At 69.9% G+C, this 23,784-nt stretch carries 22 protein-coding genes, 1 other RNA gene and 2 pseudogenes; 15 read left to right on the top strand and 10 right to left on the bottom strand.

Annotated elements, in window-relative coordinates; genetic code table 11:
• Nucleotides 1-39: 39 nt before the first annotated feature.
• From ACFV15_RS06405 to ACFV15_RS06390, 4 genes and pseudogenes are all read right to left on the bottom strand, one after another.
• A complete protein-coding gene (locus ACFV15_RS06405) occupies nucleotides 40-684 on the bottom strand; it encodes a response regulator (RefSeq protein ID WP_378349098.1) in 645 nt (214 codons plus the stop codon).
• Nucleotides 685-751: 67 nt separating this feature from the next.
• A pseudogene (locus ACFV15_RS06400) lies at nucleotides 752-1,267 on the bottom strand (sensor histidine kinase); the annotation flags it as partial.
• 246 nt (nucleotides 1,268-1,513) lie between these two features.
• Nucleotides 1,514-1,822 (bottom strand): annotated as a pseudogene (locus ACFV15_RS06395) (sensor domain-containing protein); the annotation flags it as partial.
• A 50-nt stretch (nucleotides 1,823-1,872) separates the two neighbouring features.
• Entirely contained in the window at nucleotides 1,873-2,541 is a 669-nt protein-coding gene (locus ACFV15_RS06390; protein ID WP_378349097.1) for a sensor domain-containing protein, read from the bottom strand.
• A gap of 164 nt (nucleotides 2,542-2,705) precedes the next feature.
• Here ACFV15_RS06390 and ssrA point away from each other — a divergent pair.
• The 8 genes from ssrA (at nucleotide 2,706) to ACFV15_RS06350 (ending at nucleotide 9,303) form a co-directional block, all read left to right on the top strand.
• Nucleotides 2,706-3,076: a transfer-messenger RNA gene (gene ssrA, locus ACFV15_RS06385) on the top strand.
• A gap of 360 nt (nucleotides 3,077-3,436) precedes the next feature.
• Nucleotides 3,437-3,889, top strand: coding sequence for a hypothetical protein (locus tag ACFV15_RS06380; RefSeq protein ID WP_378349096.1), 453 nt, complete (start codon nucleotides 3,437-3,439; stop codon nucleotides 3,887-3,889).
• Nucleotides 3,890-3,931: 42 nt separating this feature from the next.
• Nucleotides 3,932-4,873 (top strand): Gfo/Idh/MocA family protein, encoded by a 942-nt coding sequence (locus ACFV15_RS06375; RefSeq protein WP_378349095.1) that lies wholly within the window; start codon nucleotides 3,932-3,934, stop codon nucleotides 4,871-4,873.
• A gap of 89 nt (nucleotides 4,874-4,962) precedes the next feature.
• Complete coding sequence (locus ACFV15_RS06370) at nucleotides 4,963-5,748, top strand: cyclase family protein (protein WP_378349094.1); 786 nt, start codon at nucleotides 4,963-4,965, stop codon at nucleotides 5,746-5,748.
• On the top strand, nucleotides 5,745-6,413 hold the full coding sequence (locus ACFV15_RS06365; protein ID WP_378349093.1) for a thioesterase II family protein: 669 nt from the start codon (nucleotides 5,745-5,747) through the stop codon (nucleotides 6,411-6,413). The genes ACFV15_RS06370 and ACFV15_RS06365 overlap by 4 nt, the downstream gene beginning before the upstream one ends.
• 93 nt (nucleotides 6,414-6,506) lie before the next feature.
• Nucleotides 6,507-7,781, top strand: a complete 1,275-nt coding sequence (locus tag ACFV15_RS06360) for a beta-ketoacyl-[acyl-carrier-protein] synthase family protein (RefSeq protein ID WP_378349092.1) — start codon at nucleotides 6,507-6,509, stop codon at nucleotides 7,779-7,781.
• On the top strand, nucleotides 7,778-8,998 hold the full coding sequence (locus ACFV15_RS06355) for a ketosynthase chain-length factor (protein ID WP_378349091.1): 1,221 nt from the start codon (nucleotides 7,778-7,780) through the stop codon (nucleotides 8,996-8,998). The genes ACFV15_RS06360 and ACFV15_RS06355 overlap by 4 nt, the downstream gene beginning before the upstream one ends.
• A gap of 47 nt (nucleotides 8,999-9,045) precedes the next feature.
• Nucleotides 9,046-9,303, top strand: coding sequence for an acyl carrier protein (locus ACFV15_RS06350; RefSeq protein WP_378349090.1), 258 nt, complete (start codon nucleotides 9,046-9,048; stop codon nucleotides 9,301-9,303).
• 525 nt (nucleotides 9,304-9,828) lie between these two features.
• On the opposite strand, the gene ACFV15_RS06345 is transcribed toward ACFV15_RS06350, so the two are convergent.
• From ACFV15_RS06345 to ACFV15_RS06335, 3 genes are all read right to left on the bottom strand, one after another.
• Nucleotides 9,829-11,031 carry a cytochrome P450 gene (locus ACFV15_RS06345; protein WP_378349089.1) on the bottom strand — a complete coding sequence of 401 codons (1,203 nt, stop codon included), beginning with the start codon at nucleotides 11,029-11,031 and terminating at the stop codon, nucleotides 9,829-9,831.
• A 40-nt stretch (nucleotides 11,032-11,071) separates the two neighbouring features.
• Nucleotides 11,072-11,275, bottom strand: coding sequence for a ferredoxin (locus ACFV15_RS06340; protein ID WP_378349088.1), 204 nt, complete (start codon nucleotides 11,273-11,275; stop codon nucleotides 11,072-11,074).
• Between the two features lie 381 nt (nucleotides 11,276-11,656).
• Nucleotides 11,657-12,091, bottom strand: coding sequence for a nuclear transport factor 2 family protein (locus tag ACFV15_RS06335; protein WP_378349087.1), 435 nt, complete (start codon nucleotides 12,089-12,091; stop codon nucleotides 11,657-11,659).
• 136 nt (nucleotides 12,092-12,227) lie between these two features.
• Here ACFV15_RS06335 and ACFV15_RS06330 point away from each other — a divergent pair, with 136 nt between their 5' ends.
• From ACFV15_RS06330 to ACFV15_RS06300, 7 genes are read left to right on the top strand one after another with little or no spacing between them, the layout of a single operon-like run.
• Nucleotides 12,228-13,010, top strand: coding sequence for an SDR family NAD(P)-dependent oxidoreductase (locus ACFV15_RS06330; RefSeq protein WP_378349086.1), 783 nt, complete (start codon nucleotides 12,228-12,230; stop codon nucleotides 13,008-13,010).
• A 41-nt stretch (nucleotides 13,011-13,051) separates the two neighbouring features.
• Complete coding sequence (locus ACFV15_RS06325) at nucleotides 13,052-13,993, top strand: aromatase/cyclase (protein WP_378349085.1); 942 nt, start codon at nucleotides 13,052-13,054, stop codon at nucleotides 13,991-13,993.
• The gene (locus ACFV15_RS06320) at nucleotides 13,986-16,091 is read left to right on the top strand and encodes an AMP-binding protein (RefSeq protein ID WP_378349084.1); all 2,106 of its coding nucleotides are present in this window, start codon (nucleotides 13,986-13,988) and stop codon (nucleotides 16,089-16,091) included. The genes ACFV15_RS06325 and ACFV15_RS06320 overlap by 8 nt, the downstream gene beginning before the upstream one ends.
• Nucleotides 16,084-16,836: an SDR family oxidoreductase gene (locus tag ACFV15_RS06315; RefSeq protein WP_378349083.1), complete on the top strand. Its 753-nt coding sequence runs from the start codon at nucleotides 16,084-16,086 to the stop codon at nucleotides 16,834-16,836. Before ACFV15_RS06320 ends, ACFV15_RS06315 begins: the two co-directional genes overlap by 8 nt.
• A 10-nt stretch (nucleotides 16,837-16,846) precedes the next feature.
• A complete protein-coding gene (locus ACFV15_RS06310; RefSeq protein ID WP_378349082.1) occupies nucleotides 16,847-18,064 on the top strand; it encodes an FAD-dependent monooxygenase in 1,218 nt (405 codons plus the stop codon).
• Nucleotides 18,065-18,080: 16 nt separating this feature from the next.
• Complete coding sequence (locus ACFV15_RS06305; RefSeq protein WP_378349081.1) at nucleotides 18,081-19,586, top strand: FAD-dependent oxidoreductase; 1,506 nt, start codon at nucleotides 18,081-18,083, stop codon at nucleotides 19,584-19,586.
• Nucleotides 19,564-20,559 (top strand): aldo/keto reductase, encoded by a 996-nt coding sequence (locus tag ACFV15_RS06300; protein ID WP_378349080.1) that lies wholly within the window; start codon nucleotides 19,564-19,566, stop codon nucleotides 20,557-20,559. Before ACFV15_RS06305 ends, ACFV15_RS06300 begins: the two co-directional genes overlap by 23 nt.
• A gap of 278 nt (nucleotides 20,560-20,837) precedes the next feature.
• Here the strand turns inward: ACFV15_RS06300 and ACFV15_RS06295 are convergent, their stop codons facing one another.
• The 3 genes from ACFV15_RS06295 to ACFV15_RS06285 form a co-directional block, all read right to left on the bottom strand.
• The gene (locus ACFV15_RS06295; RefSeq protein WP_378349079.1) at nucleotides 20,838-22,208 is read right to left on the bottom strand and encodes a DHA2 family efflux MFS transporter permease subunit; all 1,371 of its coding nucleotides are present in this window, start codon (nucleotides 22,206-22,208) and stop codon (nucleotides 20,838-20,840) included.
• A 96-nt stretch (nucleotides 22,209-22,304) separates the two neighbouring features.
• A complete protein-coding gene (locus ACFV15_RS06290) occupies nucleotides 22,305-23,090 on the bottom strand; it encodes an SDR family NAD(P)-dependent oxidoreductase (RefSeq protein WP_378349078.1) in 786 nt (261 codons plus the stop codon).
• Between the two features lie 39 nt (nucleotides 23,091-23,129).
• Nucleotides 23,130-23,669, bottom strand: coding sequence for a hypothetical protein (locus tag ACFV15_RS06285; RefSeq protein ID WP_378349077.1), 540 nt, complete (start codon nucleotides 23,667-23,669; stop codon nucleotides 23,130-23,132).
• Nucleotides 23,670-23,784 lie beyond the last annotated feature (115 nt).

The raw sequence follows: 23,784 nt of genomic DNA, 5'->3' as shown, positions 1-23,784 counted from the left end.
GTACGGCCGGTTAGAACCGGCCGTACCACTCACGACCTTCTAGCTGCGGCCGAGATAGGTGAGGACGGCGCGGACGCGGCGGTGTTCCTCGGAGCTGGCTTCGAGGCCGAGCTTGGAGAAGATGTTGCCGATGTGCTTCTCGACCGCGCCGTGTGAGACGACCAGTGAGTTCGCGATCGCGGTGTTCGACAGGCCCTGAGCCATCAGGCCGAGCACCTCGGACTCGCGGTTGGTGAGCGCGTCGAGCGGGTTCTTGCGGCCGCGGGCCATGAGCTGGGCGATGACGTCCGGGTCGATCGCGGTGCCGCCCGCCGCGACCCGGCGTACCGCGTCGAGGAAGTCCGCCACGTCGGCGACGCGCTCCTTGAGCAGGTAACCGACGCCGCCCGCGCCGCCGGAGAGCAGCTCGACCGCGTAGCTCTCCTCGACGTACTGGGACAGCACCAGCACGGGCAGGCCCGGGATCTCCTTGCGGGCCCCGATCGCCGCGCGCAGGCCCTCGTCGGTGAACGTCGGTGGCATGCGGACGTCGACGATCGCCAGGTCGGGCCGGTGTTCCTTGACCGCGCCGAGCAGGTCGTCGCCGTTGTCGACGGCGGCCACCGTCTCGATGCCCTCGTCCGCCAGGAGCCTTGTCACGCCCGCCCGAAGCAGCACTGCGTCTTCGGCGATCACTACCCGCATGCGGGCCCCCAAGCTGTGTGTGACTCGGTGACTTTCCCGAGGCTCACACCCTATCCAGGGGCCTGCTTCACCAGGTGCAGGGGAGATCCGCGCGGATGACCGTCGGGCCGCCGACCGGGCTCACCACGGTGATGACCCCGTCGATCGTGGCCGCGCGGTCCGCGAGACCGGCCAGCCCGCCGCCGGGGCGGATCTCGGCGCCGCCCTTGCCGTTGTCGGTGATCTCGACGACCACCGTGTCGTCGGTGCGCCACAGCTTGACGCGGGCTTCGGAGGCTTCGGCGTACTTCGCGATGTTCGTCAGGCACTCGCCGACGATGAAGTAGGCCGTGCTCTCCACGGCGGCTGGCGGGCGCGGTTCGACCTCGACGGACACGTCCACCGGGATCGGCGACTTCGCCGCCTGCGCCGACAGCGCCGCGTCCAGGCCGCGGTCGCCCAGCACCGCCGGGTAGATGCCCCTGGCCAGGTCACGCAGCTCCGAAACGGCGAGCTTGGCGTCCACGTGCGCCTCGTCGAGCAGCGCGCGCACCGCTTCCGGGTCACGCTCGAACTTCGCCTTCGCGCGGCCGAGGCTCATCGCGACCGCGACCAGCCGCTGCTGGGCGCCGTCGTGCAGGTCGCGCTCGATCCGGCGGCGTTCGGCCTCTGCGGCGTCGACACCGCGGGCCCGTGAAGCCTGCAGCCGCTCCGCCTTGACCTCCAGGCGCGCGGTCTTGTTCGGGCCGAGCAGCCACATCGCCAGCCTGCCGTGCGCCCAGGCGATCCACGGCACCACCCAGATCGCCATCGGCACCAGGATGATCGACGCCAGCCCGAGCGCGAACTCCGCGCAGGCGATCGGGAACGCGAGCAGCAGATACGCCATGTCACGCCACGTCGTCGGGTCCGTCAGCCGGACCTGCCAGCGGCGCAGCATGCTCAGGCCCTCGGTCGGGCTCCGCTCGATCGGCGGCAGTGGCGTGGACAGCGCCGACCGCACCCAGCGGCGCTCCACATCGCCGAACCAGCGCACCAGCGCGGTCGTGGCGATCAGGATCGGGATGCCCACCCAGATCACCACCGTGCTGATCCCGACCGACATCAAGGTCACGATCAGCACGAACTGCAGCAGCCGCCACGGGAAGCTGACGATCATGTAGCCGATCGCCTTCGCGGGATGCGGACGCGGCTGGTCCAGTTCGGTCGTCATCGGCTCGTCACACTCAGTTCCCGCTCCACCAGATCGTCTTCGAGCAGCTCGCGCCGCCGGGCCGTCGGGCCGAGCAGTGAAGCCGCGAACCGGGTGTGCAGGCCCGCCATCGCCTTGGTCAGCGCGACCGACAGCGCGACGCACAGCACCCCCAGTGCCGCCCACGGTAGCGCTTCCACGGTCGAGTCGACGGTGATCCAGTGCAGGTCGTCCCAGCGCGGGAAGTACCAGGCGCCATCGGGCAGGTACCGGAAGTAGATCGGCAGCCCCACCAGGCCCAGGCTCGTCGCCCAGAACCCCACCAGCAGGCAGAACTCGGCGACCCCGACCGGGAACAGCAGCAGGAAGTACACCAGGTCACGCCACGTCTGCGCGTCACGCAGCCGTGCCTTCCACCTCGGCCAGTGCCCGCCTTCCGGCAACGGCAGATACGGCATCGCGATGAACGTGTCCGTCAGCGCGTACGTCCGCGCCCTTTCGACCCGCGCGCCACCCTTGAGCAGCAGAAACGCCAGCATCAGCACCGGCAGCCCGATCCACACGACCGCCGTGCCGACCCCGGCGGGCACCAGCGTCATGAGCACCACGAACGCCGTGACCCCCACCGGGAAGTTCATCAGCAGATACACCAGCGACCCGCTGAACGACGCACCTCTGCGCACCATGACCGGCTCCTCTCTCGCTTGCGGAACCAAGCATGCGCGGCGGGTGCCACCAGCGGCCATGGTGCGCACGGGCATCCAGGAGGTGGGGCTAACCCCACCGGCGGGAATATCGGGTGGACACCAGGAGTTATGATGGACAGGTTGTGTACCACTGACAGCACCCAGGGGGTGAACGGTTTCGACTTTGGACGTTGATTCAGGTGAAGCGTGCCAGTGCAGGCCAGAGACCACTGTTGAGCGTCATGGCAAACCAATAAGCGCCGATTCCAATCAGCGCGACTTCGCCCTTGCTGCCTAAGCAGTAGTGCGAGTCTGTCGGCCCGGGAGTTCCTCCGTCCCGGATCCCGGCATCAGCTAGGAGGAGTACTGCCGGTCCCGGCCACGGGGCCCGGTTAGGAAACAAACAGTGGCTGGGCCCGTCACATCGGCTTGTTCGCGAGATCGATGGGGTCAAGTAGAGACACAGCGGACTGCGCACGGAGAAGCCCTGATGATCCGCCAGAGGACCCGGGTTCAATTCCCGGCACCTCCACGTTTGGACGGCCCATGCCCACCGGGGGCGTGGGCCGTTCGCACGTGTCGGAGTGCTTTTGTGGGGGCCGAGCCCCCACACCCCCGCCGGGGGCTGCCGCCCCCGGACCCCCGCAGGTTGTTGGGTTGCGGGGGATTTTTTTGTTTCGGGGTTTTTGTGTGTGGGGCAACCTGGGTGAGGGGTGGGGCGTGTTGGTCTCAGGTTGCTTTTGAGAGGGGACTTGGGATGGGTTTGCGCTGGGTGGGGGTTGCTGGGGTGGCTGGGTTGGTCGCCGTGGTCGTTGGGGGGTGCTCTGGGGGTGAGTCGGTGGCTCCGGTCTCTACTGTGACTGTGGCTACTTCGACGCTTACTTCGGCTCCGGGGGTGGATGCGAAGGCCGTTGCCTGGATGGATGGGCTTTGCGGGGCTGTTCATGGGTATCGGCAGGCTGTCAATGAGGCTGCCAAGAAGGGGCCGCAGTCCGAGGTCGCGACCGCGAAGACGATCGGGGAGAGTCTGGGGCGGTACGCCGAGTTCGCGGGGAAGGCCGTTGAGGAGCTGAACGCGATCGGGGCTTCGTCTGTGCCGGCGGGGGAGACCGCCAGGAAGTCCTTTGTGGACAAGTTCACAAAGGCTCGTGACACCGCGGCCGATGGGAAGGCGAAGCTCGCGGCGGCCAAGGCCGGGGACAGTAAGGCGCTGGATGCCGCGATCGAGGCCATGAACGCCGCGCAGACCGCGGTGAGCGACGCTGTTGATCCGGTGTCGCCCATCGTGGGGTCGCCCGAACTGTCCGCGGCCGCCGCCACGGCGCCGAAATGCAAGCCCGCGTCGTGATTGGATCTTGAAGTCGGGCGGGGTTTCGCAGAGACTCCGCCCATGGAAACTTCCGGTCAGCCGATTCGGCTGGGTGTTGTCGGGCTGGGCGTCATGGGGACCGCGATGGTCGCCGCGGCCCGGTCGACGGACGAGTTCGAGGTCGTGCGGGTCTTCGACGTGAACCCGGAGGCCGCGGGACGCCTCGGCGTGCCGTTCGCCGCCGACGTGCGGGAGATCGTGGAAGCGGGCGACATCGACGCGGTCTACTTCGCGACGCCGCCGAAGTTCCACGCCGAGCCGGTGATCGCCGCGATCCGGGCAGGCAAGGCCGTCTTCTGTGAGAAGCCGCTCGCCATCAGCCTCGACGATGGGCGCCGCATGATCGAGGCCGCCGGCGAGCGGGGTGTGGCGGCCGCGGTGAACTTCGCGTTGTCGAACCGGGACGCCGTGCTCGAGGTCGAGCGCGCGCTCGCCGACGGGGAGGTCGGGGAGGTGCGGGGTGTCGATGTGCGGCTGCACTTCCCGCGCTGGCCCCGTGACTTCCAGTCCACGGCGACCTGGGTCGCAGGCAAGGAACAGGGCGGGTTCGTGCGTGAGGTGCTGTCGCACTTCGTGTACGTGACGGATCGGCTACTCGGGCCGCTCGAAGCGGTCGACGTCAGTCTCGACGCGCCTGAGGATGGCGAGGTCGCGGCGCGCGGGTTGCTGCGTGCCGGGGAAGTTCCGGTGCACGTCTCGGGGTTCGCCGGGATCGCGGCGCCGGAGTTGTACGAGTGGATCCTGTGGGGGACGCGGCGGTCGTACCTGCTGCGGAACTGGGCTCAGCTCTTCGAGTCGGACGGCGGCGAGTGGACGCCGGTGAAGCTGAGTGGTCCGCGAGGGTCCGAGGCGGAGCGGCTTTCGCTGTTCGCCGAGGCGATCAGGGGGAAGCATCCGCGTGCGCTGGCCGACTTCGCGAGCGGGCTGCGGGTGCAGGAAGTGATCGAGGCCTTCCACCGCTAAGCGACGACGAGCCGTTGGGTCGCTTGGGGTTCGAGGGGGGCTCTAGGCCGGGTTTCCACAGTGGTCGGTGACAGGTTCCGCCGATTGCTGTGAGGGAAACGTTGCGCTGCATAGATCTTTCTTCGCCGATCGACGCCGCCGGCTGGGAGCCGGATCCGATCGTGCACGAGGTCATGACGCCCGCCGAGGGCGCGCGTCACATGAGCGAGGAGATGCGCGAGCACTTCGGGCTGGAGCTGGATCCGGCCGAACTGCCCGGTGGTGAGCTGCTTTCGCTGGACACGCTGACGCTCACCACGCACACCGGGACGCATGTCGACGCGCCGTCGCACTATGGCTCCGTCGGGGAATACGGGCGGCCCAGGCATATCGACGAGATGCCGCTGGACTGGTTCCTGCGGCCCGGTGTGGTACTCGACTTCACCGATGCCGGGATCGGCGTCATCGGGGCCGCCGACGTCAAGGCCGAGTTCGACCGGATCGGGTACCAGCCGCAGCCGCTCGACATCGTGCTGCTGCGCACCGGTGCGTCGCGGCACGCCGGGACGCCGAAGTACTTCACCGATTTCGCGGGACTGGACGGGCAGGCCACCGATTACCTGCTCGATCTGGGCATCCGGGTGATCGGGACCGACGCGTGGAGTCTCGACGCGCCGTTCGGGCACATGATCAAGCGGTACCAGGAGACCAAGGACGCTTCGGTGCTGTGGCCCGCGCACTTCGCCGGGCGGCGGCGGGAGTATTGCCAAATCGAACGGCTCGCGCAGCTTGACGAGCTGGAGGAGCCGTTCGGGTTCCAGGTCGCCTGTTTCCCGGTGAAGATCGCGGGCGCGGGCGCCGGGTGGACCCGGGCGGTGGCACTGGTGGAGGAATGAGCCCGCGGCTGCTCTGTTTCCATCACGCGGGTGCCGGGGTTTCGGCTTTCGCGCCGTGGAAACGGATGCTGGCAGGCACCGCGGAAGTCGTTCCGGTTTTGTTGCCGGGCAGGGACATCAGGGCGCGGGAACCCAGGGTCACCACGCGGGAGGGGCTGCTCGACGAACTCGCCGAGCGGGCCGGTCCGGTGCTGGACCGGCCGTATGTGCTGTACGGGCACAGTCTCGGCGGGCTCGTCGCGTACACCTTCGCGGCGGCGGTCCGGTCACTCGGACTGCCGCCGCCCGCGCTCGTCGTGCTCGGCGCGGTGGTGCCGCCGGACATCCCGTTGTCGTTCGATCTCGACGCCTGCCCGGAGGCCGAAGACGGGCTCTGGCGACGCCGGGTGCTGCCGGTCATCCGTGACGATCTGCGGCTCGCCGCGGCGCTGCGAGCGGCACCGTCACCGTCCCTTGTGGACCCGATGATGGTGGTCGCCGGGCACGATGACGAGCTCGCGCCGCCACGGGAGGTCGCCGGGTGGCGACGGTACGCGGCGGGCGAGTTCACGACGAAAACCATTGCGGGCAGCCATCTTTTCGTCCGTGATCGGATGCTGCCGGAGCTACTGGGCTCGGTGATCGAGGAAAAAGGCTTACTCCGTCCCGAATCGAGCCCGGTTTGAGCACCGGAGCGCAGCGTGGCGGGAAGACAGAGCAGAACCAAGCAGGAAGGACGCGGACGTGAAGTCAGCGCAGGAGACCCTGGCGGGGCGGCGATGAGGCGGCGGGTTGTCATCACCGGGATCGGTGTGGTCGCGCCGGGCGGATCGGGAGGCACCGGCCAGTTCTGGTCGCTGCTGACCGGCGGCCGGACGGCGACCAGGGCGATCACCCTGTTCGACGCCACCTCGTTCCGGTCGCGGATCGCCGCGGAGTCCGATTTCGACCCGGTCAAGGCGGGGCTGAGCCCGCAGGAGATCCGGCGGATGGACCGGGCGGCGCAGTTCGCCGTCGTCAGCGCCAGGGAGGCGATGGCCGACAGCGGGCTGACCGAGGATGACCTCGACCCGTTCCGCACCGGCGTGACCATCGGCAGCGCGGTCGGCGCCACCATGGGACTCGACACCGAGTACTCGGTGGTCAGCGACGGCGGCGCCAAGTGGAACGTCGACCACGAGTTCGCGGTGCCGCACCTGTTCAACTACCTGGTGCCCAGCTCGTTCTCGGCCGAGGTGGCCTGGGCGGTCGGCGCGCAGGGACCCGGCGCGGTGGTCTCCACCGGCTGCACCTCCGGGCTGGACGCGGTCGGCCACGCCGTGGAGCTCATCGGCGAAGGCAGCGCCGACGTGATGATCGCGGGCGCCACCGACGCGCCGATCTCGCCGATCTCGGTCGCCTGTTTCGACGCCATCAAGGCGACCTCGCCGCGCAACGACGACCCGGAGCACGCGTCGCGGCCGTTCGACCGCACTCGCAACGGGTTCGTGCTGGGCGAGGGATCGGCCGTGTTCGTGCTCGAGGAGCTGGACGCGGCGCGGGCCCGTGGCGCGCACATCTACGCCGAGATCGCCGGGTTCGCGTCCCGCAGCAACGCCTATCACATGACCGGGCTGCGCGCCGACGGCAAGGAGATGGCCGAGGCCATCAGGATGTCGCTGGCCGAGGCGAAGCTGGACGCGACCGCCGTCGACTACATCAACGCGCACGGGTCCGGCACCAAGCAGAACGACCGCCACGAGACGGCCGCGTTCAAGCGGGCGCTCGGGCAGCACGCCTACGAGACACCGGTCAGCTCCATCAAGTCGATGATCGGCCACTCGCTGGGCGCGATCGGCTCGCTGGAGATCGCGGCCTCGGCACTGGCCATCGAGCACGGCGTGGTGCCGCCGACGGCGAACCTGCACGAGCCCGACCCCGAATGCGATCTCGACTACACCCCGATCACCGCGCGCGAGGCGCGGATCGACACCGTGCTCAGCGTCGGCAGCGGCTTCGGCGGATTCCAGAGCGCGATGATCCTCACCCGTCCCGAACGGAGGACCGCCGCATGAGCAGCCAGGACACCGCGGTCTTCACCGGCATCGGCGTGGCCGCGCCCAACGGGCTCGGCACCGAGGCCTGGTGGAGCGCCACCCTCGCCGGGGAGAGCGGCATCGCGGCGGTCACCCGGTTCGACGCCTCCGGCTACCCGGCCACCCTCGCCGGTGAGGTGCCGGACTTCCGCGCCGAGGACCACATCCCCAACCGGCTGATCCCGCAGACCGACCACATGACCAGGCTCGCGCTGACCGCCGCCGCGGAGGCCATCGCCGACGCCGGCGTCGACCCGGCCGAGCTGCCCGAGTACGCGGCGGGCGTCGTCACGGCGGCCTCGGCGGGCGGGTTCGAGTTCGGGCAGCGCGAGCTGGAAGCGTTGTGGAGCAAGGGCGGCCAGCACGTCAGCGCGTACCAGTCGTTCGCCTGGTTCTACGCGGTCAACAGCGGGCAGATCTCGATCAGGCACGGGCTGCGCGGGCCGAGCGGCGTGCTCGTCTCCGAGCAGGCGGGCGGGCTCGACGCGGTCGCCCAGGCCAGGCGGCAGCTGCGCAAGGGCAGCTCGCTCATGGTCACCGGCGGTGTCGACGGCGCGATCTGCCCGTGGGGCTGGGCCGCGCAGCTGACCGGCGGCCGGATCTCCACCGAGGACGACCCGGCGCGGGCGTACCTGCCGTTCGGCGCGGACGCCAGCGGGCACGTGCCCGGTGAGGGCGGCGCGATGCTGATCCTCGAAGACGCCGAGGCGGCCACCGAACGCGGCGCCCGCGTCTACGGACGGCTCGCCGGTTACGCGGCGACGTTCGATCCAGGACCCGGCCGTAAGGGTGATCCCGGACTGAGGCGCGCGGCCGAAATCGCGCTGGAGCAGGCCGGTCTGACGCCGAGCGCGGTCGACGTGGTCTTCGCCGACGCGGCCGGTGTCCCGGAGCTGGACCGGCAGGAGGCCGACGCGATCACCGCGATCTTCGGCGCCGGCGCGGTTCCCGTGGCGGTGCCGAAGTCGATGACCGGGCGGTTGTCGGCGGGCGGCGCCTCGCTGGACCTCGCGGCGGCGCTGCTGTCGATCAGGGACGGTGTGCTGCCGCCGATGGCGCACGCCGGCCCGCTCGCGCAGGGCTGCGAACTCGACCTGGTCACCACCATCCGGCGGCAGCCGGTACGGACGGCACTGGTGCTGGCCCGTGGGCACGGCGGCTTCAATGCCGCCGCGGTGGTGACCGCGCCGGAGTGACGATCGCTCCACGTTTTTCAACCCGCAACAAGGAGAGGTATCGGGAAATGGCGAAAATGACTCTGGGGGAGCTCACCGGACTGCTGCGCGAATGCGCGGGCGAAGCGGAGGGTGTCGACCTCGACGGCGAGGTGCTCGACACCGAGTTCGACGAGCTGGGCTACGACTCGCTGGCGCTGCTGCAGGTCACCGGCCGCATCGAGCGCGAGTACGGGATCACGCTGGCCGACGACACAGTGTCGGAGGCGCACACCCCGCGCCTGCTGCTGGACGTCGTCAACGAAAGCCTGTCCGCCACGGCTTAGGCACACCGGAAAGGGGACTTCGGACCATCGGGTCCGGAGTCCCCTTTCCGGTGGGGTCGTAAGTGGTACCGCCGAGGCCCTGACCAACCCGATCTTCAGGGCCCGGCCAAAAGTCGTGGCCGCACCTGACAAGGGCCACCCTTGCAACGCTGTACGTGACATGGGCCGCCCTTGTCACGTGCGCGACCTGCCGAACCGGGCAGAAAATCTACGCTGAACGGACATTGCTGGGTGAAGTTTGCGGTTTGCGTCCTTTGTGGACTGACTCCCGCGCTCTGAAAACGCGTGAACGCCACGTTCACAACGATCAACGTTGTGAACGTGGCGTTCACGCGTTCAACCAAGCCCGAAGAGCCGACTTCGCCGGAACCCTGAACCCGATCTTGGTGAGGGAGGCCCTCGCCAAGCCCAGATACTCGACGACATCCGCCGGGTGTGGTGCACCAAGAACGATTGAACCGCCGGAAGCGCCAAGGAGAAAGGAGCTGGAGGGCACCCGTCCGGCTCCTTTCTCCCGCAGTGGTCTCACCAGAGCACGGGCATTTCCCGCACGCCGTAGACGGCCTTGTCGGTGCGGTACTCCAGCTGGTCATCCGGGACGGCGAGGCGCAGGTCGGGCAGCCGTCGCAGGAGCGTGCCGAGCGCCGACCGCAGTTCGACCCGGGCCAGCGGCTGTCCGACGCATTGGTGCACTCCGAACCCGAAGGCGAGGTGGCGCCGGGAGTCGCGAGTGATGTCGAACCGCTCCGGATCGGTGAACAGGGATTCGTCGCGGTTGGCCGCCGAGATCATGCACAGCACTCCCTCCCCGGCGCGGATCAGTTGGCCGCCCAGCTCGACGTCCTCGAGCGTGGTGCGCGGCAGTCCGAAGTGGACGACGGACAGATATCGCAGCAGCTCCTCGATGGCACTCCCGATGCGTTCCGGCTCGGCCCGCAGCAGCGCGGCCTGCTCCGGGTTGCGCAGCAGGGCGAGCATGCCGAAGGAAATCATGTTCGCGGTGGTCTCGTGGCCGGCCACCAGCAGGACCAGTGCCATCGCCGCGCATTCGGTCTGGCTCAGCTCGCCGCGCGCGACCAGCTTGCCCAGCAGCGTGTCGTCCGGATGCCGGCGCTTGGCCTCGACCAGCTCGTCCAGGTACGCGCGGATCTCGCCCTGCGCCTGCTTGACCTGGTCCGGCGGGGTGGTGAGGTCCACCAGCACGCTGCTGGTGCGCTCGAAGAATTCGTGGTCGGCATACGGCACGCCGAGCAGCAGGCAGATCACCCGCGAGGGCACCGGGAGCGCGAAGTCCCGCACGAGATCGGCGGGCTCGCCCTTGGCCAGCATGCGGTCCAGCACGTCGTCGACGATCGCCTGGACCTGCGGCTGCTGGGCCTGGGCGCGTTTGACGATGAAATCGCCGGTGAGCATGCGGCGCAGCCGGGCGTGCTCGGGGTCGTCCAGCCGCAAGAAGCTCGGCTGCGCCTTGGTGAGCAGTTGCCGGCGGCCGGGGGACAGGAACGGGAACCCGGCGTTGCGGGCGTCCGCGCTGAACCTGCGGTCCTGTAGCACGATCCGGTTCTCTTCATAGCCCGTGACGAGCCAGCATGGTTCGCCGTTCCACAGGCTCATCCGCTTGACCGGCTCGGTGCGCCGGGCGTCATCGTAGGCGGGCGGCGGCGCGAACGGGCAGGACCCGCGCTCGGCGGGCAGCGTGGTGGCCGGCGCGGCGGGGGTAGTGGTCATTTCGGGGCTCCCTGGATATCGCCGCTCTCCAGCGTGGTGGTCACGACTGGTGCTCGCGCACGGAGATCGCGGACGCCGGGCAGAGCGTGGCTGCCATCCGCACCGCGGCCCAGTGCCCTTCGCCGGGCTGCTCCGTGGACAGGACGGCCAATCCGTCTTCTTCGCTCTGGTCGAACACTTCCGGCGCGGTCGCCGCGCACTGCCCGGCGCCGCAGCACCGGCTCCGGTCGACTGATACTCGCATGGGCTTCCTCTCAGTGCCGATAAACGCGGACGAGGCGAGTGAATCCGGCGGGACTCGGGCAGCGGTCGAGCCGGGGCGGACCGGGAAAGGCTGAGGGGCCTCGATCTTTCCGGACAGCCGTTTAGTGGTCTTACCCATGCCACCCGGAGGTTATTGAGGGAAAGGGCAAATGTGGCGTGCCCGATGCAGCTGGATGAGGGCCTCCCTGACTCGGCGGGTTCGGGTGAGGGAGGTCCTGACCCAAGCCCGCCGACTGCGAGGCGGGTCCCTCGGGGTCGTGAGTGTTCAGAACGGTTAGAACCGGCCGGAACACTCACGACCCCTGAGCACGAAAAAGCCCGCCCCGGCTTTGGAAAACCGGGGCGGGGTTGCGAAGAGGGCTCAGGCGAGGTCGTCGCGGGTGACCTGGCGGTGCTGGACGAGCCAGCGGCCGTCGCGGTTGACCAGGGTGTCGTCGCAGCGGGTGGAGACGCGGATGGCGGCCTGGCCGCCGCGCGGGGTTTCGATCACCAGCGCGTAGCACTGGGCGAAGACCTCGTCCTCGGTGCGGCGCTCGACCGAGACCATGCCGAGCCAGTGGCGGCGCTGCACGCCGTTGGCGGCGTAGTCGTCGGTCGCCTTGCGAGCGGCCGCCGCGATGACGGAACGGCCCGCGGCGGGCTCGGGGTGGGCGTTGGCGGCGAAGACGCCGTCCTCGGTGAAGGTCTCGGCCCACTCCTCGGCCTTGCCGTCGTCGAGCAGGTGCATCTGCTGTGCGTAGAACTGCTGCACCTCGAAGTACAGCTCCGCGGTGGTGGTGATGGCTGTGGTCGTCATGATCCCGAGCCTGGAAGCCACTGCTCGCGATCTGCTGGACCGCCGGTGGAGCCCCGTTGTCCAGTCCCGCTCCAGCTCCGATCGAGGGCCGGTGAGCAGATTCGACGGCACCAACGTCCTAAGAGGAGTACTGAGCATGGGGAACGAGCAGCGCGTCGCACTGGTCACCGGCGCCACCAGCGGGATCGGTCTGGCCGTCGCCAGGGACCTGGCGAACCAGGGCATGGCCGTGTTCATCTGCGCACGCACGGCCGACACGGTCACGGAAACCGTCAAGCAGCTGCAGGCCGAGGGCCTGGAGGTGGACGGCACCACGGCCGACGTCCGTGACGTGGCCTCGGTCAAGGGGCTGGTGGCCGCCGCCGTGCAGCGGTACGGGCGCGTCGACGTACTGGTCAACAACGCGGGCCGCAACGGCGGTGGCGTGACCGCCGACCTGACCGACGAGCTCTGGTACGACGTCATCGACACCAACCTGAACAGCGTCTTCCTCACCACCCGCGAGGTGCTCAACCACGGCGGGCTGAAGGAGCGCGGCTGGGGCCGGATCATCAACATCGCCTCCACCGGCGGCAAGCAGGGTGTGGTGCTCGCGGCGCCGTACTCGGCGTCGAAGCACGGCGTGATCGGGTTCAGCAAGGCACTCGGCAAGGAGCTCGCCACCACCGGCGTCACGGTCAACGCCGTCTGCCCCGGTTACGTGGAAACGCCGATGGCGCAACGGGTCCGCGCCGGTTACGCGGCCGCCTACGACACCACCGAGGACAAGATCCTCGAGACGTTCGAGGCGAAGATCCCGCTCGGCCGTTACTCGACCCCGGAAGAGGTCTCCGGCCTGGTCGCCTACCTGGCGACGGACACCGCGGCCTCCATCACCGCGCAGGCGCTCAACGTCTGCGGCGGCCTCGGCAACTACTGAGTTCCCAAGACCGGTTCCCCTTGACCCGAAAGGAAGTTCCCGTGTCCGAGCGGCACCACACCCTGCACAGCACCGCCGTCGCCGCGCCAGCCAAGGTCGTGTACGACATCGTCGCCGACGTCACCCGCTGGCCGGAGTTCTTCGCGCCCAACGTCCACGTCGAGCACCTGGCGAAGGATGAGCGCTCCGAGCGCATCCAGATCTGGGCCACGGCCAACGGCGCGGTCAAGACCTGGATCTCCCGCCGCGAGTTCGAGCCGGAGAAGCTGACCGTCTCGTTCCGCCAGGAGGTCTCGGTGGCGCCGATCGCCTCGATGGGCGGCACCTGGGTCGTCACCGCGGTCGACGAGACCTCGTCGCTGCTGGAACTGCACCACGACTTCACGGTCGTCGACGACGCGCCGGACGGCCTGGCGTGGATCAATTCCGCGCTCGACCGCAACAGTGGCGCGGAACTGGCCGGTATCAAGGAGATCGCCGAGCGGGCCGACCGGCTCGACGAGCTGATGTTCACCTTCGACGACACCGTGCGCATCGAAGGTGACGGCGCCGACGTCTTCGACTTCCTCAACCGGGCCGACCTGTGGCCGGAGCGGCTGCCGCACGTCGCGCGGCTCGACCTGACCGAGGAGACGCCCGGCCTGCAGGTGATGGCCATGGACACCCGCACGGCCGACGGCTCGGTGCACACCACCGAGTCCATCCGCGTGGTGTTCGGCACCGACCGCATCGTCTACAAGCAGACGACCGTGCCCGCGCTGATGACCGCGCACACCGGCCGCTGGACCATCGCCGAGGCAGGCGACGGCGTCGACGTGACCTCGCGGCACACGGTCATCCTCAAGCCGGAAGCCGTCACGAAGATCCTCGGTGACGGCAAGACGGTCGCCGACGCCCGCGAGTACGTCCACCGCGCGCTCAGCACCAACAGCACCAACACCCTCAACCACGCCAAGGCCTACGCGGAGGCCCGTCGTGGCTGAGGTGCCGGCCCGCCTCGACGGCCTGCTCGCCGAGGCGGCCGCCACCCATCCGGCGCGGATCGCGCTGGTGTCGGGCGCGGAACGGCTCACCTACGCCGAGCTGGACCGTCGCGTTTCCGAAGTGGCACAGGCGATCGGCCCCGGCCCCGCGGTCGCCGTCGTTTCGGTGCTGCACCCGGACTTCGCCATCGCGTACTACGCGGCGGCGCGGGCCGGCCGGATCGTCGCCGTCGTGAACCCGTTGCTGCGTGAGGAAGATCTGCGCCACGTGCTCACCACGAGCGGTGCGGGACTGGTCTTCGCCGACACCGTGGTGCACGACCGGATCGAGGGTGTCGAAACCGTCTTGATCGGCGGCGGACGGCGCGAAGGCGTCCGCACGCTGGCGGAGCTGGCCGGCACGCCGGGCCCGGTGCCCGAGGTCGGTGCGGACGACGACGCCTGCCTGCAGTTCACCAGCGGCACCACCGGGGCGCCCAAGGCGGTCCGGCTGTCCCACCGCAACCTGACGGTCAACGCCGCGCAGATCGTCGCGGCGCACCGGCTCGACGCCGAGTCGGTGACCGTCAACCACCTGCCGACCTTCCACCCGATGCACCTCAACTCCGCGGTGCGCGCCAAGGCCACGCAGGTGCTGTGCACCGGCCCCGAGCCGGTCGACGCGGTGGCCGCCGCCAACGAGCACGGCGCGACGCACCTGTACAGCCTGCCGTTCAGGCTGGCCAGGCTGGCGGCCGATCCGGCGCTCGACGGCCTCACCCTGCGCACCGTCCAGCGGATCGCGTCGGGTGGTTCGGCGCTGCCCGTCAGCGCGGCCGCACGGTTGACAGAACGCTTTGGTATCCCCGTTTTCCAGGGCTACGGGCTCGCCGAGACCTCGCCGCTGACGCACAGCGACGACCCGGAGCACCCGGTGGCAGGCTCGGTCGGCAAGCCGGTCGAGCACACCGAATGCCGGGTCGTCGACCTGGAGACCCGTGAGGTCAAGGCGCCCGGTGAAACGGGTGAGGTGCAGCTGCGCGGGCCGCAGGTGATGAAGGGCTACCTCGGTGGCCCCGACGGCACCGGGCTGGAACCGGACGGCTGGCTGTCCACCGGGGATGTCGGGCGGATCGACGCCGACGGCAGGCTCTTCCTGGTCGACCGCTTGAAGGACGTCTTCAAGTGCGACAACTTCCTGATCGCGCCGTCCGAGGTCGAAGCGGTGCTCAACCGGCACCCGCTGATCGCCGAATCGGTCGTGGTGGACCTTCCCGATGACTTCAGCGGGGCCGTCTCGGGCGCGCTGCTGGTGCTCGAACCCGGCGCCGACCAGGCGGCCGTGCTCGCGGAGGTCAACGAGCAACTGCCCTATTACCAGCGCGTGCGTGACGCGGCGGGCGTTTCCTCGATTCCCCGGTCCGGCAACGGGAAGATCCAGCGCCGCAGGCTGCGCGACAACCTGATCGCCTGGCTGGCCAACCCTTCGACGACGAAAGAAGTGAAGACCATGTTCACCGTCATCAACACGTTCACCCTCAAGGACCCGGCCGCGGGCGCCGAGTTCGAGAGCCGGTTCCTCGACCACGTCGGCTGGATGCGGCGGCAGGACGGTTTCCACTCGCACCAGGCGGTCCGCGCGGCCGAGCGGTCGTCGGTGTACGTGAACCTGGGCTGGTGGACCAGCCCGGAGGCGTTCAAGCGCGTGCTCGCCAGCGAGACCTTCCAGTCGCACGCCAAGGAGTTCCACCAGATCGTCGACGTCGAGGCCGACCCGTCCATGGGCGTGCTGCGCATCGACGGCGAGTCCACTGTGGAGGGACAGGTCGTCGTCGAGCGCTTCGAGATCACCGGCGAGCCGGCCGACTTCGAGGCCGCCTACCGCGAGTACGCCCGCGTCGCCGCCGAGACCGAGGGGTTCGGTCACCTGGACCTGGCGAAGTCGGTCATGCACCCCGGCCGGTACACCGCGGCCGTGCGCTGGGCGGGCCCGGACGCGCACCTGACCGCGCAGGACACCCCGGAGCACGACGCGCTGCTGGCCTTCGCCAAGGTGACCACCACGGTCGCCGAGCCGGTCGCGGGCAACCGCGCGGAGACGGTGGCCGGCCGTGTCTGACCTGGGCCTGGCAGGGAAGGTCGCGCTGGTCACCGGCGCGACCCGTGGTGTCGGGCTGGCCGTCGCGCGCAGGCTCTGCGCCGCCGGCGCCCAGGTGGTGCTCAACTACGCCCACTCCGACGAAAACGCCGAGAAGGCCGTCGCCGAGCTGACCGGGCTGGGCGCCGCGGCGACGGCGATCAAGGCCGACATCAGCGTTCCGTCCGAAGTAGACAGTCTGCTGGCCGAGGTGCGCGCGCGGTTCGGCGTGCTGGACGTCTTCGTGCACAACGCCGCGGTATGGCATCCGGCCGACGCGGTCGGCGCCAACCCGGCACACGTGCACGCGGACGTCGCCGCGGCACTGGATCCGTTCCTGCACGGCATTCCCGCGATCGCGGAGCTGATGGCGGGGCGTGACGGGCGGATCGTCGCCGTGTCGAGCAGTGGCGCGCGTGCGGTCATCCCGAAGTACACCGGACTCGGAGTCGCGAAGGCGGCGCTGGAGAGTCTCGTCCGCTATCTGGCCGTGGAACTGGCCGGGCGCGGGATCGCGGTCAACGCCGTCTCCACGGCGAAGATCGACAAGGGTCCCGGCACCCCGATGCCGGAGGTGGCCGCCATGCTCGCGGCCCGCACCCCGGCCGGGCGGCTGACCACCCCCGACGACGTCGCCGGGGTGGTGGCGCTGCTGTGCACCGCCGAGGCCGGCTGGATCCAGGGCCAGGTGATCACCGCCGACGGTGGCCTGAGCCTGCGCGGCTAGGAGGAGACCGATGGACACCGAAGAGATCCGGACCGACATCTGTGTCGTCGGCGCCGGACCGGCCGGGCTGGTGCTCGCGTTGCTGCTGCTCCGGTCGGGGCTCGACGTCACGGTCGTGGAACGCGCCCGCGCGCACCAGCGCGAGTTCCGCGGCGAGATCCTGCAGCCGGGCGCGATGGCGTTGCTCGACCGGCTGGGCGTGCTCGACGGCGCCCGCGCCAGGGGCGCGCACGAGCACAGCCGCTTCCGGCTGGTCGACCACGACCGGGTGCTGCTCGACATCGACTACCGGTCGCTGCCGTCGCCGTACGACCACCTGCTCAGCATCCCGCAGGCACATGTGCTCGACGAACTGCTGCTGCGGTGCGAAAAGCACGACGGGTTCCGGTATCTCGACGGCCACCGCGCGAGCGACCTCGTCCGCGAGGACGGCCGGATCACCGGGGTGGTCACCGGTTCGCGCACCGTGCTCGCGCACTGCGTGGTCGGCGCCGACGGGCGGTTCTCCAAGATCCGGCGCCTCGCCGGGATCGAGGCGGGCCGCACCGAGGCGTTCGATCTCGACGTGCTGTGGTTCAAGCTGACCACCGGGCAGGTCCCGGAGACCAGGGACGTCCGCGTGTTCCGTGCCGGTGGCAGTCCGGTGCTGGCTTACGACTCGTGGCCGGACCAGGTCCAGCTCGGCTGGACGTTGCCGCACAAGAGTTACGGCGACATCGCGTCACGCGGGCTCGACCACGTGAAGGAGCAGCTGGCGGCCGCCGCGCCGCCGTACGCCGAGCTGATCGCCGAGCAGATCACTTCGGTGCGTCAGCTCAGCCTGCTCGATGTCTTTTCCGGGCGTGCGGAACGCTGGGCCGCCGACGGGCTGGTGCTGATCGGCGACGCCGCGCACACGCACAGCCCGATCGGCGCGCAGGGCATCAACCTCGCCGTGCAGGACGCGGTGCTGCTGCACCCGCTGCTGGTCGAATCCGTGCGGGCCGGGGACGCGAGCGAGGGCTTCCTGTCGGCGTTCGAGCGGCAGCGGGCAGGCGACATCGCCGGTGTGCAACGGATGCAGTCGTTGCAGAGCAAGGCGATGCTCTCGCAGGGCGCGTTCGCCACCAAGGTGCGGCCGCGGCTCGCGCGGGTGCTCAAGCACACCCCGGTCTACCGGAAGGTGCTGGCCCGCATCGCTTACGGGAACCCGGCGATCCAGATCGCCGAAGAGTGTTTCACCGACTGATGAAGGAGAAGCTCCGATGACCACGCTTGAGGTGCTGGTGGTGGGCGCCGGGCCGGTCGGGCTCACCGCCGCGCACGAGCTGGCCCGCCAGGGCCTGCGGGTGCGGCTGGTCGACGCGGCGGCCGGACCGGCCACCACCAGCCGCGCGCTCGCGACCCACGCGCGCACGCTGGAGACCTACGACCAGATGGGGGTGCTCGACGAGCTGCTGCCGCGTGGCCAGCGCGTCGAGCACTTCACGCTGCACCAGAACGGGCGCAGGCTGGTGCGGTTCGACACCGACTACAGCAGGCTGCCGACGCGGTTCCCGTTCACGTTGATGGTCGACCAGGTGATCACCGAGGAGGTGCTGCGGACAGCCGTGGCGCGCCACGGGGTCGAGGTCGAATGGGGTGTGCGGTTGACCGCGTTCACCGATCACGGCGACCGGGTGGCGGTCACGCTGGAGCACGCGGACGGGCGCGTCGAAGAGCTCGAGACCGGGTGGCTGGCCGGCTGCGACGGCGGGCACAGCACCGTCCGCAAGCAGCTCGGCCTGAAACTTCTCGGCGAGAGCAGCGAAACCTGGCTCATCGCGGACGCGCTGGTCGACTGCGACCTGCCGCGCGACAGTATCCACTGGATGCGCACGCCCGCGGGCACGATCATGCTGGTGCCGTTCCCCGACGAGCGCAAGTGGCGCCTGCTCGACACCGCCGAGGTCTCGCACGCCGGCGACCCCGCGGCCGTGGCGCGCCGGTTCGCCGAGAAGATCTCCGCGGGCACCGGTCTGCCTGCCGAGGTTTCGTCGCCCAGCTGGGTTTCGGTGTTCACGATCCAGCAGCGGATGATCGAGCGGATGCGGGTCGGCCGTTGCCTGCTGGCGGGCGACGCGGCGCACGTGCACAGCCCGGCTTCCGGGCAGGGCATGAACACCGGCGTGCAGGACGCGGTCAACCTGTCATGGAAGCTCGCGGCCGTCGTGCGCGGTGAGGCGGGTGACGAGCTGCTCGACAGCTACAGCGCCGAGCGGGTGCCGGTGGGCGCGAACCTGCTCAAGTCGACGCGGATGGCGACCATGCTCGTCCAGCTCAAGAGCCGGAAGGCCGCCGCGGCGCTGCGCACGATGTTCACCATCGTGAAGTCGTTGCCACCGCTCAAATCCCGGATCGAACGCAAGATCATGGGCGGGATGTCGGCGCTGGATCTCAGCTACGAATCGGGCGTCGGGACGCGCGCGGGCCGGGTCACGGCCGCGAGGCTCGCTGAGTCTTCGGGGTGGCGGGACCTGGTGCTGGAATTGCAGCGTCCAGAGTGGACACTTGTCACGTTCGGCGCTCCGGAAACCCATGCTGGGGTGCGTGTTTTGAGCACCTCGGACGAGCTGCTTCGTGCCGATCTCGGTCTGGAACCCGGCGGGTGGATGCTGATCAGGCCGGACGGTTACGTCTCCGCGGTCAGCGGTTCCGGCTCCGTCCGTGACGCGCTCGCCGCGGCCGGGGTGCGGGAGGTGACGGAGCATGGAGTACCGCAGGCTCGGTGAGCATGGGCCGATGGTGAGCAGGGTCGCCTTCGGCAACTCACTCACGGCGGGCAATCAGCTCGACGACACGGCCGCGATCGCCTGCGTCCGTGCCGCGCTCGACCACGGCGTCACCACTTTCGACACGGCCGACGTCTACTCCGGCGGCCGTGCCGAGGAGGTGCTCGGCCGGGCTTTGTCTTCCGTGCCAAGGGAAAGCGTCGTGCTCTGCACGAAGGTCGGCCGCGGCACAAAGGGACCGGGCGGCCTGAGCCGTGAGCGGGTGCTGACCGGGCTCGACGCGTCGCTGGCCCGGCTCGGCACCGATCACGTCGACCTGTTCCAGGCGCATCTCTATGACGACGGCACCCCGCTGGAAGAGACGATGGGCGCGTTCGCGGAGGCGGTCGCGCTCGGCAAGGCCCGTTACATCGGCGTCTCGGAATGGGCGGCGGACGAGCTGGCGGAGGCAGGCAGGCTGGCCCGTGAGCTCGGCGTGCCACTGGTGTCCAACCAGCCGCAGTACAACATGCTGTGGCGCGTCATCGAGACCGAGGTGCTGCCCGCGTGCGCGGCACTCGGCATCGGGCAGCTGGTGTGGTCGCCGCTGGCCGGGGGAGTGCTGACCGGCAAGTACCTGCCTGGCCAGGCGCCGCCGTCCGGTTCTCGCGCGGTGGCGGCCGAGGGCGGCGACAATTCCTTGCGGCGGTGGCGTTTCCTCGAGGACGACGTGCTGGAGCGGGTGCGGCGGCTTCGGCCGCTCGCGGCTTCGGCAGGGCTGGAGTTGCCGCAGCTCGCGCTGGCTTGGGTCCTGCGGAACCCCGGCGTGACCGGTGCGGTGATCGGGGCATCGTCGGTGGACCAGGTCGCGCGGAACCTGAAGGGAGCCGAGGCCGGGCTGCCCCAGGACCTGCTCGAAGCGATCGACTCCGTGCTGGGCGAGGTGGTCGAACGCGACCCCGGCAAAACGCTCAGCCGCATGTTGCGCAGGTGAAAGGGGGTCGTGAGCGTTGCGGGCGGTTATGGAGGGGAGGGGCAAAGGTGGCGTGCTCCGGGCAGGTCGGCGGGGTCTTCGCTTCGGGAGGCTTGGGTCGTGAGTGTTTAGACCGGTTAGAACCGGCCGTACCACTCACGACCGCTTGCCAGAGCCTCATCGTGAAGCGAGGGTGCCCCCGAATGCGTACTACGCACCCAACGGCCCCCTCACTTCACACCGAGCACGCCACCTTTGGCTTCCCGCCCAATAGAACCGCCCGCAACGCTCACGAGTACTCAGGCCGTGGCGGGCTCGGGAGCGGGGCCGGGCATGCGGAACGCGAGTCCCGCGGCCACCACCGAAAGCGCGCCGGCGCCGAGGAGCGCGGCCGAGTAGCTTTCGGTCACGGTGCCCGCCACCGAGGCGGCGACCGCGCCGAGTACGGCCAGGCCGACGCCGCCGCCCATCTGGCGCGCCGTGTTCATCAGCGCGGAGGCGAGTCCCGCGTCCTGGGCGGGCACACCGGAGGTCGCCGCCATCGTCATCGGGAGCACGGTCATGCCGAGGCCGAGGCCGATCAGGATGCCGGGGCCGAGGATGTCGGCGGCGAACGTGCCGTCAGGCGAGAACCCCGACTGCCAGAACAGGCCGGCCGCGGTCAGCAGCCAGCCCACCGCCAGCGGCACACGGGGCCCCATGGCCGTCACCAGACGGCGGACGAGCAGCGAGGCCACCGCGATCGCGACCGTCAACGGGAGCATGGCCAAGCCGGCGCGCAGCGGGCTGTAGCCCAGCACGCGCTGGAGGTAGAGCGTCACGAAGAACATCACCGAAGTGGTGACCGCGCCGACGGCGATCGCGGAGATGTTGCCCAGCACCAACGAGGGGCTGCGGAAGATCCGCAACGGCATGAGCGGGCGTTCGCTGCGGCTTTCGACCCAGGTGAACGCCGCGAGCAGCACGACGCCCGCCGCGACGGCACCGCCGGTCAGCGGCGAGTTCCAGGCATGGTCTTCCATCGCGGACAGGCCGTACGACACCGCGGCCAAACCGGCCGTCACCAGGATCGCGCCGGGAACGTCGAGTCCGCGGCCCTTGCCGGGGAACGCCGGGAGCGACCTCAGCGCGACGACGATCAGGACGACGCCGATGGGCACGTTGACGAACATGACCCAGCGCCAGCCCAATCCGTCGGTCAGTATGCCGCCGAGCAGGATTCCGCAGCTGCCCGCCGCGGTCGCCGTCGCACCCCATGCGGCGATCGCCTTGCCCTTGGCGCGGATGTCGGCGTAGTAGGAGTTGATCAGCGCCAACGGCGCGGGCGCGAGCAGCGCGGCGCCGATTCCCTGGACGGCGCGGGCCGCGATGAGCATCGGGCCGCCGGTGGCCAGTCCGCCGGCGAGGCTGGCCGCGGTGAACAGGGCGAGGCCGATGACGAACACGCGGCGGCGGCCGAACAGGTCGGCGGCGCGGCCGCCCAGCAGCAGGAGACCGGCCAGCATCAGCAGGTAGGCGTTGATCACCCATTGCTGACCGGCCGGTCCGAGGTCGAGGTCCGCCCGCATCGACGGCAGCGCGACGTTCACGATCGTGGTGTCGAGCACCACCATGAACTGGGCGGCGCAGGCCACCACCGCCACCGTTCTGCCTGGCACGACATTGTTCACGAATTGTCCCCTATTTACTGATTACCTGGATGTGGAGTGAAATTGTTTCAGGTGGCCCGCCGGGGCTCGCACCCCGGCGGGCCACCCGGGGCAGGCTCAGATGATCAGGTGCCCGCCGCTGACCGGCAGGAAGGCGCCGGTGACGTAGGCGAGCTCGTCGCCCGCCAGCACGGCGACGGCCTTCGCGACGTCTTCCGGCTCGCCGATGCGGCGCAGCGGGGTCTGGTCGACGACCGACGCGAGGGTGCGGCCCCACTCGTCCTTGGCGTCCCACTTCTTCATCAGGTTCTCGCTGCGCGTGGCGCCGGGGATGACCGTGTTGAAGCGGATGTTCTTCGGGCCGAGCTCGATCGCGAGGTGCTTCATCGCGGCCTCCATCGGCGCCTTGGCCACCGCGTGGCCGATCGCGCCCGCCGCGGCCTGGCGGGAGAAGCTGTCGGAGATCAGGATCACGGTGCCGGACTCGCGCTCGATCATGCCCGGCAGCACGGCGTAGGCGGGGCCGAGGGTGGCCCGCGCCTGGGTCGCCATCTTGCCGACCAGCGCCTCGACCGAGTGGTTGAGCGCCGGGCCGCGCAGCACCTCGCGGTAGCCGCTGGAGTTGAGCACGAGGATGTCGATCGGGCCGAGTTCGCGCTCGACCTCGGCGATCATCGCCGCGGTGCTCTCGCCGTCGGCGATGTCGGCCTGCGCGCCGATGGCCCGGCCGCCGCGCTCCTCGATGCCGGCGATGACCTTGCCCGCCTCCTCTTCGGAGCGGAGGTAGTTCACCGCGACGGCCGCGCCGCGCGCGCCGAGTTCCGCGGCGATGGCCGCGCCGATACCCCGGCTGGCACCGGTGACCAGCGCGGTCTTGCCCTTGAGTGAGATGTCAGTCGTCATGGACCAGACGCTAGGAACGCCACCCTGAACGAGGCTTGATTAGCGCTCGACGGGCTCCCACTGCCAGCCTTCCTCGGTCACCTCGACCACCGGCCAGGTCAGGTCGCCCGCTTCGATCTCGGCGAGCGTCCGCTCGATCCACTCCCGCTCGGCCCGGCACGCGTGCGCCCCGTATTCGTTCTCGATGACGAACAACCGCGGGATGTCCGGCGGGGTGTCGGCGAACTGCTTCTCTTGCGCGCGCAGGTTTTCCACGCGGACACGCAGCGCGGACTCGGCGGTTTCGCGGTCCAGCGCGCCGAGATAGCCGACCGCCGTGAAGAACGTGCCGGGTTCCGGCGTGCTCAGCAGCGCGACGACGCGCCGTTCGAACTCGGCCTTGCCCTCGCCGGTCAGCGCGTCGGCCCCGCCGACGGCGGTGGTCAGGCCGCTGGCCCGGAACCTGGTGGTCACCGTGGCGAACTCGGCCGCGTCCGGTCCGCTTCCGGTGCGTTCGACGGCGGTGTCGGCCAGCTCGGCCGGGCTCATCGGCCGCTCGAGCAGCAGGCCGAGCGTCAGCAGGATCGTCGCGTCGCTCATCGTGTCCTCGTTCCCTTCACGGGGGCAGGGTGCTCCCTCGCGAGAGCGTGCGGTGCCGCCCTTGAGAGCCGCTGGACCGGCGGGTTTCGAGCGCCGCGCGACAACGCGCCGTGAC

The organism is Amycolatopsis sp. NPDC059657 (assembly GCF_042734395.1).
Classification (GTDB): Bacteria; Actinomycetota; Actinomycetes; order Mycobacteriales; family Pseudonocardiaceae; genus Amycolatopsis.
This window is presented reverse-complemented; position numbering and strand designations above follow the sequence as displayed.